We start from the raw sequence: 11742 nt of genomic DNA, 5'->3' as shown, positions 1-11742 counted from the left end.
CGTCGAGTGGCCACTTCGGTACGCTGGCGGCTGGCACCCTTGGTCGCGCTCATGGGCGCGGCCATCGAGTACGGGTACTTGACCACGGAAAGCGCGCCCGAAACTGACCACTCGACGAGGGCGCGCCGCACGAAACTGGCCACTCGACGAGGGCGCGCCGCACGAAACTGACCACTCGACGAGGGCGCGGCGCACAGAAGTGGCCACTCGACTTGGGAGCAGCGGTGGGGGCTACGCGCCGTAGGACTGACCGCGGGCCCGCAACAGCGCACGCCGCTCGGCATACGCCATGTCGTCGACCCACAGCCGGGCCGCCGTCGAGGCGACGGCGGGGCGGATGAGCCGCCCCAGCCGGCGGGCGACGGCGAACCCGGGCCGCGACGAGGTCGCGATCGTGGCCTCGGTCATGACCGTCCACGACGCACCCTGGGCGTCCCGGCCGAGGGACGTCGCGTGGGTCTCGACGACGCTGCCCACGCCCTCGCCCTCGGTGATCGTCATGACGACGGTGCGCGCGTCGGGGCACGTGAACTCTGCCCGCACGGGGACGCCCCACCGACGCGACACCCGGAAGGCGACGTCGACGACGAGCCGCCCGTCGTCGGAGGCGGCGTCGTCCACGGTGAGGTGGCTGAACGCGTAGGGGTGGTACCACGCCCCGTGCCAGGGGTCGAGCCGGTTGGCGATGACGTCGACCGGCTCACACCGCCCGCGCACGGCGATCACGGTGGCGAGGGACGACTCCTGCCGCGGGCGCACGGGCAGCACCGGCCGGTCGCCGGGTTGCTCACCCGGGGTGGGGAGCCGGACCCACACCAGCACCCCGTCGTCGAGGGCGGCATACGGCTGCCAGTCACGGCGTCCGCGCTCTCCCAGCGCCATCCCGTGCCACCGGCAGAAGACCGTTCCGTGCATCACCTCGCACCCCGCGAGCAGCGCACCGAGGTGCGGGCAGGCACCCGGTCCGGCGAGCGCGCGGCCGTCGCCGGCACGCCAGAGCACGACCTCCCGACCGTCCACGGTGCGGATGATCGAGCGGTCCCGGGGCAGGTCGCTCGAGGCCCCCACCACGTGCCAGCCACCCGGGTCGCGCCGCTGCGCCGCGTCCAGGGCACGGCGGATCCGGCCCGGGCGGGCATCGCGCCACGTCTCGGGAAGCCGGTCACGTGGTGGCGCCGGCAGGCGTCGGAGCGGGCTCCATGACTCACCGTGGTGCGGCGCCATGTCGGTCGTCGTCCGGAGCGTCATGCGATGCCTGCCTTTCGCGCGGGCGGCCCGAGGGCCAGAATGCGCGTGCTCACAGCAGCCTTGCGCCACAGGGGAACTCGCGCCCGGGTCGTGAAGACGTCATAGCAGTTGGCCTCGATCCGGTCGAGGATCCGTGCGTAGAGCTCGCGGGCGGTCCCCACGCACCGCGCCGAGGCGGGCGGCAGCATCGGGATGCCGGCATCGGCCTCCCGGTAGAGCTCCCGGTTGCGGGCCACCTCAAAGCGCATGAGCTCTCGCCACGGCGGTGTCGCCTGCCGCTGCGCGGGGTCGGCGCCGAACCGACGCGGGTCCTCCTGGGGGATGTAGACGCGGCCCCGGTCGAGGTCCTCGCCGACGTCGCGCAGGAAGTTGGTCAGCTGGAAGGCGAGCCCCAGAGCGCGGGCGGGCGCGAGCGCCCTCGGGTCGGTCGGACGCAGCACGGGCAGCATCATCTCGCCGATGACGGCGGCCGATCCGTCCATGTACGCGAGCAGGTCGTCCCACGAGTCGTATGCCGTCGTCGTGAGGTCCTGGGCCATGGCCCCGAAGAAGCGGTCGAAGCACTCCGCGGGGATGTCGCACGCGCGAGCGCTCGCGGCGGCGGCGGCGAGGACCGGGCTCACCGCGGGCTCGCCCTGCACGGCGCGGGCGAAGGCGGCGGCGAACCTGCCCAGCGCGGACCCGGTCGCGACCACGCGGTCCGGTTCGGTGGCCCCCGGGGCATCGACGATGTCGTCGGCGAGCCGGCACAGGGCATAGACGGCGTGCACGTGTCGGCGTCGCTCCGCCGGCAGCAGCCTGGCCCCCCAGTAGTACGTCGTCCCATGCCGGCGGGTGATCTCGGCGCAGAGGCGGTAGCCCACCTCGAGCTGCGGGGCACCCGCGGCGACCGCCCAGCCCGCGGCGCCCCCCGCGCCCGCCGCGCCCGAGGCACCCGCCGCGCCCGAGGCACCCGAGGCACCCGCCGCGCCCGAGGCACCCGCGGAGCCCACGGCACTCATGCGGGGCCCCCCGGGAGGTACTCGGCCACGCGGCGAGCGGCCAGCTTGCCGCTCACGAGCACCATGGGAACGCCAACCCCCGGCACGGTGCCGGATCCGGCGAAGAAGAGGCCCGGCACCCGGCGCTCGACGTTGGGCGGACGGAAGGGACCCGTCTGGGCGAAGGTGTGCGCGAGCGCGAACGGGGTGCCGAGATGCATGCCCATCGCCTTCCAGTCCAGCGGCGTGACAAGGACTTCCGTCACGACGTCCGCGGGATAGCCGTTTGCACAGAGGAACTCGTGCAGCCGCTCACGCATGGGCTCCCGCTCCCGGCACCAGTCGACGCGACCCGAGAGGTTCGGCACCGGTTCGAGCACGTAGAGCACGGTGTGCCCCTGGGGGGCCAGATCCGGTTGGGTCACCGTGGGCACCGTGACGAGGCGCGACGGGTCGGGCATGAGCCGGCCGTCTCCGATGAGTGCCTCGAAGGCCCCCTCCCAGTCGGCGCCGAAGTGGATGGTGTGGTGCGTCGTCCCCGCAGCCGGCAGGCCCCGCGCCCCGACGTGCCACACGACGGCAGAGGGCGAGTACTGCCCGGACCGCACGACCCGTGGGGGGCGCAGGTGTGCCAGCAGGCGGTCGTATGCCGTGGGCAGGTCGAGCGTGCAGACCACGGCGTCCGCCCGCACCAGCCCGCCCTCCTCCAGCTCGACTCCGGCGACCGCGCCGCGACGGTCGAGGACGAGCCGGTCGACCGTCGTGCCGTAGCGGACGTCGACGCCCGCGCGGGCGGCGGCACGGGCCATCGCGGCCGGGACGGCATCCATGCCTCCCTCGGGGAACCACACCCCCTCGATGGAGTCCATGTAGGTGATGACGGCGTAGAGGGCGAGGGCGCGCTCCGGGGACACGCCGGCATAGAGCGCCTGGAAGGAGAAGAGGCGGTGCAGCCGCTCGTCACGAAACCAGTGCCTGATGACGGGCCCCAGGCGGCGGAAGCCCCCCAGCCGCACCAGCCGGGCCGCTGCCGCAGGCGAGGAGAGGAGGTCCAGCGGCGAGTCGAAGTTCGTGTCGATGAAGGCCGGCATCTCGACGCGGTAGAGCCGGCGCAGCCACTGGGCGAAGTCGACGAAGCTGGCGGCGTCGACGCTGCCGCAGGTGTCGGCGATCTCCTGACGCATCGCCTCGACGCCGTGCCGGACGAAGATCTCACTGCCGTCGGCGAACCGGGCGCGGTATGCCGGGTCGAGGCGCCGCATGGGCAGTGCGTCTCGGACGGTCGTGCCCACAGCGCGCAGCGCGTCGTCGACGAGGTCCGGCATCGTCATGACGGTGGGTCCGGTGTCGAAGGAGAAGCCGTCCCGGCGCACCCGCAGGCCCCGACCACCGGCCGCCTGCTCGCGCTCGAGGAGCACGACCTCGTGGCCGTGCCCGACGAGGTGGCAGGCCGCCGAGAGCCCGGCCAGCCCGGCGCCGATGACGGCAACGACGCTCACGCGTCGCGCCACGCGATGACATGGACCATCCGGGTGAGTCCAGCGACCCCGTCGGGGTCCAGCCCCACGCCGTCGAGGGCGCCGAGGGCCGAGGCGGCCTCGTCCGTGATCCGCCGCTCGACGTCGTCGCGCACGCCGCAGCCGTCGAGCAGCCGCTGCAGCCGCGGCACGTCCGCCTCCGTGATGACCGCTCGGGACCCGAGGTAGCGCTCGCTCTGTGCCGGAGGCAGGAGGCGCCGGGCGGCGGCAAGGACGACGGTCGCCTTGCCGGAGAGCAGGTCGTCGCCGACCGGCTTGCCGGTGACGGCGGGGTCGCCCCAGATGCCGAGCAGGTCGTCACGGAGCGCGAAGGCCTCCCCAAGGTGCTCGCCGTAGCCGGCGAGGGCTGCGGTCACGGCGGGGTCGGGCGCCGCGAGGGCGGCGCCGAGCAGGAGCGGTCGCTGGATGCTGTAGGCGCCCGACTTGAGCCGGGCGATGCGCCTGGCGAGGTCGAGGTCGCGTCGCCGCGCGGCCGCGGCCGTCAGGTCGAGCAGCTGGCCGTGGACGAGCTCTCGCAGCATCGCCCGCCACAGCTGGCGCACGGGAGGGGGCGTGTCGGCGATGAGCGCGCTCGCCTCGCTGAGGGCGAGGTCCCCCAGCAGCACGGCGATGCCGTCTCCGAAGACCGCCGGGTCGCCGAGTGCCCCGGCCGCGGCATGGGCCGCACCGGCCTCGACATGGGCGGCCGGCCGGCCGCGGCGCGAGTCGGACCGGTCGACGACGTCGTCGTGCACGAGCGCGAAGAGGTGCAGCAGCTCCAGCGCCGCGCCGGTGCGCAGCAGCGCATCGTGCCCGCGCCCGTCGACGGCGCCGGACGCGGCCACCCATCCCCAGTGGCACATGACCGGCCGGAGCCGCTTGCCCGCACCAGGGACGAGCCGCGCCCGCAGCATCAGCGGCAGGTCGGCACGCAGCACGTCGACCGGCTCAGGGCTGCGCCGACCCCACTCGGCCGCGAGCCCGTCGCAGAGGCCCGCGAGCAGCTCGTCCACGCCCGCCAGGGTGGAGGAGGCATCCGCGAGCTGGCGGCGATCGACCGTCCGCGAGGCGTCGTGGGTCACGCGTGCCCTCCTCAGCTCAGGGCCGGCGCGATGGGCCCCACGGCCACCTTCTGACGTCCGCCCGTCATGCGCAAGGCTAAACCTTTTACAAACCCATGACAAACATTAAACCGGGTGCCGCCGCGGCAAAGGCGGGTCGACCGACCCAACCCAAAGGGGCGGGGCCCGGAGACGGTCCGATGGCCGGGGTCAGGCGGGCCGCGCGTCGCGGACCTGGGCCGCCTGGGCCGCCAGCCGCACCGGGGTGTTGGCGGCGCCATAGCCGTCATAGCCACCCAGCCGTTGGAGGACCTCGACGTAGAAGGCCCCGGCGATCCGGCGGGTGTAGACGTGCAGGAACTCCCCTCGCTCGTCCCGGTCGTACATCACGCCCTCGGCACGCAGCTCGGCGATCCGGGCGGCGGGCAGGTCGAAGCGAGCCGCGAGGTCGTCGTAGTAGTTGTCGGGCACCTCGAGGAGCCCGACGCCGGCGGCGCGCATCGCCCGGGCGGCACGCAGGACGTCCGGGCACGCGAAGGCGACCTGGTTGATGCCGGCCGGTCCACCGGCCCGAGTGGCGAGACCCTCGGTGACGTTGAGCACGATCCGCAGTGCCCCGGTCGGCGGCCGCATGACCCGGCTGCGAACCCGCCCCCGCGGGTCGGTGAACTCCGAGACCGCTCCGGGCAGCATCCCGAAGAGGGTGCGGTGGAAGGAGATCTCCGCCTCGCTGAGCCGGAAGGGCACGGCATACCCCACGTGGTCGATGCCCACCCAGCCCGCCCCCGGCTCCTCCTCACCGTCCGCCGTGGGGTCGGCGACCGCGACGAAGTCACGCTGCCAGTCGTCGGCCTGCCCCGGCCGGCCGGTCACGAACGTGTGGATGCCGGTGGGGCTGTCCACCCCGGCGATGACCGCCTCCCCCGGCCCGTGTCGCAGGGGAAGGCCGGGCCACAGGAGGGCGGATCGACGCGCCGCGAACGCCGGGACGTCGTCGACGGCCAGACCGATTCCGGTGATGGACGGGCGCGACGCCGCGGTCGCCCAGCGGTCTTCGAGGTCCCCGGCGCCGTTGAGCAGGACGTTCGCCCCGCCGTTGCGCCACCACGTGACCGGCTTGGTCCGGTGCCGCCCGGCGACGTGAAAGCCCATCGCCGCGAGGAGCCGGTCGAGATCGGGCCCGTGCGTCGCCACCTCGACGAAGGCCGGCTCGACCTCGCTCGGGGCCGGCGGCGGGTCGAACAGCTCGATCCTGGGTCGCTGCGGCTTGTCGGGGCCCGCGGCGGCACCGTCCCAGCGGTGGCGCAGCTCCTCCTCGAGGTGCAGCAGCGAGCGCATGGCGTCGAGGGCCGTCACGTGGGGGTCGGCCTCACGGACCACGTCGCTGAAGATCTCGAGCGACAGCGGCCCGCGGTACCCCGCCTCGACGACCGCCGCGACCACGGGAGCGAGGTCGAAGGAGCCCTGTCCGGGAAACACCCGGTGGTGGCGGCTCCACTGGAGCACGTCCATGGCGAGGACGGGCGCGTCGGCCACCTGGAGGAAGGCGATCCGGTCACCCGGTATGCCGTGCAGCGCCGTCGCGTCGTCGCCTCGGGCGAGGAGGTGGAAGGTGTCCACCGCCAGCGCCACGCTGGGGTGGTCCACCCGCCGGACGAGGTCCCACGCATGGCTGACCCGGTTGATGTGGGTGCCCCACGCAAGCGCCTCGAACGCCACGGTGAAGCCGTGCTCCTGAGCGAGATCGCCCACTGCGCCGAGCTGCTCGGCCGAGAGGTCGGCGTCACCCACCGCGGACGGCGTCGCGTTGGAGCACGCAAGCAGGGTCGTCGCGCCCAGCTGCTCCATGACGTCGAGCTTGCGGCCCACCCGGCGCAGGGTCTGCGGGAACTGCTGCGGGTCGACGCCCTCGACGTCGCGCAGCGGCTGGAAGAGGTCGATCGACAGGCCGAGGTCGGCGCACCGCCGGGCCACCTCGACCGGCCGAAGCGGTGATGCGACGAGGTCGCTGTCGAATACCTCGATGCCGTCGAACTTCGCGGCCGCGATGGCCGTCAGCTTCTCCTCGAGTGCGCCGCTCACCGAGACCGTGGCAATAGCCTTGTGCATCAGGGCCCTCCGTGACGTCGTGTCATGAGTCGATGATGGGCCGGCCGCGGGGAGGCTGCGGCGTCAGCCATGGGTCGCCTGGAGGTCGGCGCTGATCGCCGCGGCGGTCTCGAGCAGGGCCGGCAGCTGCTCCTCGAGCCCGTCCGCGCGCACCGACCTCACCTGGGTCGAGACGTTGACCGCGGCCACGACCTCCCCCGCGCGGCCGCGCACCGGCGCGGCGAGGGACCGCAGCCCCAGCTCGAGCTCCTCGTCGACGAGGCTGAAGCCCTGGGACCGGACCCGGTCGAGCTCCTCGCGCAGCGCCGCCTCGTCGACGATGGTGCGGTCGGTGAGGGGACGCAGCTCGGTCTCGGTGAGGACGTGGTCGAGCTCCTCGCGCGTGAGCCCGGCCAGCAGGACGCGGCCCATGGAGGTCGCATAGGCCGGGAAGCGCGTCCCCACGCTGATCCCGACGGTCATGATCCGGCGAGTCGCCACGCGGGCGACGTAGACGATGTCGCTGCCGTCGAGGACGGCCACCGAGACGGACTCCCCCAGCCGGGCCGACAGCGCCTCGAGGTGCGGCTGGGCGATCTGCGGCAGCCCCATCGAGGAGAGATACGCGTGACCGAGCCGCAGCACCCGCGGCGTGAGGGAGAAGAGCCGCCCGTCGGTGCGCATGTAGCCGAGGTCGACGAGGGTGAGCAGGAAGCGCCGCGCCGTGGCCCGGGTCAGACCAGTTCGCCGCGCGACGTCGCTCAGGGTCGCCGCCTCGTTGTCGGCGTCGAAGGACTCGATGACGGAGAGCCCCCGCCCGAGGGACTGGACGTGTGCGTCCCCGTGCTCGCGGGCCTCCGGCCCGGACGTCCCTGCCATGGCCGCCACGATATCCGCCCGTTCCGGCCGCCCGATCAGCACGGGGCAGCCGGCCCGGAGACGAGCCGCACGTCCAGCCGCTCCTGCAGCTCGGTGACGGTGATGCCGTAGGTCTCCCGCACGCGCACCTCGCCGCCGGCGAGGAGGAAGACGCCGTGGTCGGTGTAGACGCGGCTGACGCAGCCGAGACCGGTGAGCGGATAGGTGCACCGCGGCACGAGCTTGGGACTGCCGTCCTTGCCGAAGAGCGTCATCATCACGTAGACGTCCTTGGCCCCGGTGGCCAGGTCCATCGCGCCGCCCACGGCCGGGATGGCGTCGGGGGCACCGGTGTGCCAGTTCGCCAGGTCGCCGTTGGCCGCCACCTGGAAGGCGCCCAAGACGCAGACGTCGAGGTGGCCACCGCGCATCATCGCGAAGGAGTCGGCGTGGTGGAAGTATGCCGCCCCCGGCAGCTCGGTGACGGGCACCTTGCCCGCGTTGATGAGGTCGGGGTCCACCTCGTCGCCCACCGCGGCCGGGCCCATCCCGAGCATGCCGTTCTCGGTGTGCAGCACGATGCCGCTGTCGGCGGGCAGGTAGTCCGACACGAGGGTGGGCTGCCCGATCCCGAGGTTGACGTAGGAGCCGGGGGCGATGTCCTGCGCGACGAGCCGGGCCATCTCCTCTCGAGCCAGGGGGCCGCGGGACACGTGCTCGCTGACCGGCTGGGCGGTGGGCTCGGCGACGGGCTGGGCGTGGGTGCTCACTGTCCTTGTCCTTTCCGGGTGGCCTCGGTGGCCGCCGAGGCAGCAGCGGGGACGACGACGACGCGGTCGACGTAGATGCCCGGTGTCACCACCGCTTCGGGGTCGAGCGCACCGGTCTCGACGAGCTCCGACACCTGCACGACGGTCGTCGTCGCGGCGGTGCACATGATCGGGCCGAAGTTGCGCGCGGTGCGGCGGTAGACGAGGTTGCCCATCCGGTCTGCCCGCAGGGCCTTGACGAGGGCGAGGTCGGCCGTGATGGGCAGCTCGAGGATGTAGTCGCGCCCACCAAGCGTGCGCCGCTCCTTGCCCTCGCCGAGCAGCGTGCCGACGCCGGTCGGCGTGTAGAAGCCCCCGAGCCCCGCCCCACCGGCCCGGATGCGCTCGGCCAGGTTGCCCTGGGGGACGACCTCCAGCTCGATGCGGCCAGCCCGGTAGAGCTCGTCGAACACGTAGGAGTCGCTCTGCCGGGGGAAGGAGCAGACGATCTTGGCGACCTGGCCCCCGGCCAGGAGCGCCGCGAGGCCCTGGCTGCCGTTGCCGGCGTTGTTGTTGACGACCGTGAGGCCCTGCGCTCCGGTGCGGCGAAGGGCGTCGATGAGCTCCATCGGCTGTCCGGCCGTGCCGAACCCCCCGATGAGCACCGTGGCCCCGTCCCTCACGCCGGCCACGGCCTCGTCGGGGTCGGCGGCGACGAGCAGCCGGCTCACGGCGCGGTGCTCTCGAGGACCACGGCCAGCCCCTGGCCGACGCCGATGCAGATGGCGGCGACACCCCAGCGGTGATGGCCCTCGTGCATCCGCTTCGCGAGCGTGCCGAGGATCCGCCCGCCGGACGCACCGAGGGGGTGGCCGATGGCGATGGCGCCACCGCGGGCGTTGACGATGTCGGGGTCGATCCCCCAGGCGTCGACACACACGAGCGACTGGACGGCGAAGGCCTCGTTGAGCTCGACGGCGCCGACGTCGTCCCACCCGATGCCGGCCCGCTTGAGGGCCTTCCCGGCCGCCTCGACCGGGGCGTAGCCGAACAGCTGTGGCTCGACGGCGTGGGCTCCCCGGCCGGCGATCCGGGCGAGGGGACGGGCCCCGACGAGCTGCTCGGCCGACTCGTTGCCGATGAGGACCGCCGACGCCCCGTCGTTGAGCGGTGAGGCGTTGCCGGCGGTGATGGTGCCGTCCGAACGGAACGACGGCGTCAGCGCCGCGAGGCGCTCGACGGTCGAGCCCGGCCGGATGCTCTCGTCGCGGGCGAGCTCGACGCCGGGCACCGGCACGACGAGGTCGTCATAGAACCCCGCCGCCCATGCCTCGTCCGCGAGGCGGTGCGAGCGCACGGCGAACTCGTCCTGCCGCTCGCGGCTCACGGCATACCGCTCGCGCAGCTGCTCGTTGGCCTCGCCGAGGGAGACGGTCCACTCGGCGGGCATCGCGGGGTTGACGAGCCGCCACCCCAGCGTGGTCGACGACAGGGTCGCGTTGGCCGCGGGGTAGGCCCGTTCGGGCTTGGGGAGCACCCAGGGGGCGCGGGTCATCGACTCGACGCCCCCGGTGAGCACGATGTCGGCATCGCCGGTCTCGACCTGGCGCGAGCCGATCATGGCTGCGTCGAGGCTCGAGCCGCAGAGCCGGTTGACCGTGGTGGCGGGCACCGAGACGGGCAGGCCCGCGAGGAGACCGGCCATCCGGGCGACGTTGCGGTTGTCCTCACCGGCGCCGTTGGCGTTGCCGAGGACGATCTCGTCGATGCGGGCCGGGTCGAGGGCCGGGAGTCGGTCGAGCACCGCGGTGAGGGCCGTCGCCGCGAGGTCGTCCGGGCGCACTGCCGCGAGGGCTCCCCCGAAACGGCCGAACGGGGTCCGCACTGCCTGGTAGACGTAGGCCGCCGTCACCCTCATCACATCCTTGTCTGTCGGGGGACCATCGCAGATCGTTCACTAAGCGAACGGTTGTGCGTTATATGAACACAGCAATGCTAAGCCGTGGGCGGTGCCGCGTCAACGTCCTGGTCGGCCCGCTCGGCGTCCATGGAGCGGAAGACCTCCTGCGCCGTCCGGAAGGCCGAGTTGGCGGCCGGGACGCCGCAGTAGATCGCCGACTGGAGGAGCACCTCGGCGACCTCGGCGCGGGTCAGGCCGTTGGTCAGGGCGGCCCGCACGTGCATGGCCAGCTCCTCCCAGTGCCCGTGGGCGACGAGGGCGGTGAGCGTGATCATGGAGCGGGACCTGCGGTCGAGGCCGGGGCGGGTCCAGATCGAGCCCCACGCGAAGCGGGTGATGAGCTCCTGGAAGTCACGCGTCGTGTCGTCCGCCGCCGAGGTGGCGCGGTCGACGTGGGCGTCGCCGAGGACGGCGCGCCGCACCGCCATCCCGGAGCGATGGAGCTCGCCCAGGGTCTGCAGGCCGGCGAAGAAGCCGAGCAGGGCACTGGCGGTGCGCTCCGGCGCCTCGGCCGGCGCGAGGTGCCCCACCCCGTCGAGCAGCACGAACCGCCCGTCAGCGACGCCGTCGGCCACGCGCCGCCCGAGCTCCGGCGTCGCCACCGGGTCCTCGGAGCCGGACAGCGCCAGCACCGGCGGGCGCACCTGCGCGAGCCGGCCCGTGAGGTCGAACTGGGCAAGGGCCTCGCACACGAGCGCATAGGACTCCGCGTCGGCCTCCTGCAGGTCGTGCAGCAGGGCGGAGCCGGCCGTGGGCTCGCGTTCGAGGAACCCCGGGGCGAACCATCGGCGGGCGGACGGCTCCACCATGACCGGGGTGCCGCAGCGGCGGACCAGGGTCGCGCGCTGGCGCCACCCCTGCTCGTCGCCGATGCGTGCCCCGGAGCAGACCACGGCTGCGGCCTCGACCCGGTCCGGGGCGTCGAGGAGCAGCTGCAGCCCGACGGCGCCGCCGACGGAGTCGCCGGCATAGCGGAACGCCCGCCGACGCGGCGCGGGAGACGTGGTGCCGGACGCGTCGGACCGGTCGGCCTCGACCCGGTCGACGACGTCGAGCACACCCGCGGCGAGCTCGGCCATGCTGAACGGCGCGGTCGCCGGAGCGCTCCTGCCGTGGCCCGGCAGGTCCCACGCGACGACGTCGTGGGTCTCGGCGAGGAGGGTGGCGCAGGCCGTCCACAGCCGCGTCGACGTGCCGAGCGACGGCCCGAGGACGAGCAGCGGCCGCCAGCCGTCCCGCGGAGGCGAGAGGTGGGTCGCGGTGAGGACTGGAACGGGCACG

General features: G+C 73.7%; 10 protein-coding genes. All 10 read right to left on the bottom strand.

Annotated features, from left to right (window positions below):
* Positions 1-231: 231 nt before the first annotated feature.
* A complete protein-coding gene (locus VFJ94_RS09060) occupies positions 232-1248 on the bottom strand; it encodes a DUF5914 domain-containing protein (protein WP_325003874.1) in 1017 nt (338 codons plus the stop codon).
* A complete protein-coding gene (locus VFJ94_RS09055; RefSeq protein WP_325003873.1) occupies positions 1245-2249 on the bottom strand; it encodes a phytoene/squalene synthase family protein in 1005 nt (334 codons plus the stop codon). Before VFJ94_RS09055 ends, VFJ94_RS09060 begins: the two co-directional genes overlap by 4 nt.
* Positions 2246-3727 carry a phytoene desaturase family protein gene (gene crtI, locus VFJ94_RS09050; RefSeq protein WP_325003872.1) on the bottom strand — a complete coding sequence of 494 codons (1482 nt, stop codon included), beginning with the start codon at positions 3725-3727 and terminating at the stop codon, positions 2246-2248. Before crtI ends, VFJ94_RS09055 begins: the two co-directional genes overlap by 4 nt.
* On the bottom strand, positions 3724-4827 hold the full coding sequence (locus VFJ94_RS09045) for a polyprenyl synthetase family protein (protein ID WP_325003871.1): 1104 nt from the start codon (positions 4825-4827) through the stop codon (positions 3724-3726). The genes crtI and VFJ94_RS09045 overlap by 4 nt, the downstream gene beginning before the upstream one ends.
* A gap of 189 nt (positions 4828-5016) precedes the next feature.
* Entirely contained in the window at positions 5017-6915 is a 1899-nt protein-coding gene (locus tag VFJ94_RS09040) for a sugar phosphate isomerase/epimerase and 4-hydroxyphenylpyruvate domain-containing protein (protein WP_325003870.1), read from the bottom strand.
* Positions 6916-6978: 63 nt separating this feature from the next.
* Entirely contained in the window at positions 6979-7773 is a 795-nt protein-coding gene (locus tag VFJ94_RS09035; RefSeq protein WP_325003869.1) for an IclR family transcriptional regulator domain-containing protein, read from the bottom strand.
* 35 nt (positions 7774-7808) lie between these two features.
* Positions 7809-8435, bottom strand: a complete 627-nt coding sequence (locus VFJ94_RS09030) for a 3-oxoacid CoA-transferase subunit B (protein ID WP_325003905.1) — start codon at positions 8433-8435, stop codon at positions 7809-7811.
* A gap of 83 nt (positions 8436-8518) precedes the next feature.
* Positions 8519-9232 carry a 3-oxoacid CoA-transferase subunit A gene (locus VFJ94_RS09025; RefSeq protein WP_325003868.1) on the bottom strand — a complete coding sequence of 238 codons (714 nt, stop codon included), beginning with the start codon at positions 9230-9232 and terminating at the stop codon, positions 8519-8521.
* Positions 9229-10413: a thiolase family protein gene (locus VFJ94_RS09020; RefSeq protein WP_325003904.1), complete on the bottom strand. Its 1185-nt coding sequence runs from the start codon at positions 10411-10413 to the stop codon at positions 9229-9231. The genes VFJ94_RS09025 and VFJ94_RS09020 overlap by 4 nt, the downstream gene beginning before the upstream one ends.
* A gap of 83 nt (positions 10414-10496) precedes the next feature.
* A complete protein-coding gene (gene pcaC, locus VFJ94_RS09015; RefSeq protein ID WP_325003867.1) occupies positions 10497-11741 on the bottom strand; it encodes a 4-carboxymuconolactone decarboxylase in 1245 nt (414 codons plus the stop codon).
* Position 11742 lies beyond the last annotated feature (1 nt).

Source organism: Intrasporangium sp. (assembly GCF_035688975.1).
Classification (GTDB): domain Bacteria; phylum Actinomycetota; class Actinomycetes; order Actinomycetales; family Dermatophilaceae; genus CALMNV01.
The sequence above is the reverse complement of the archived record's forward strand: the minus strand, read 5'-3'. Positions and strand labels throughout refer to the sequence as shown.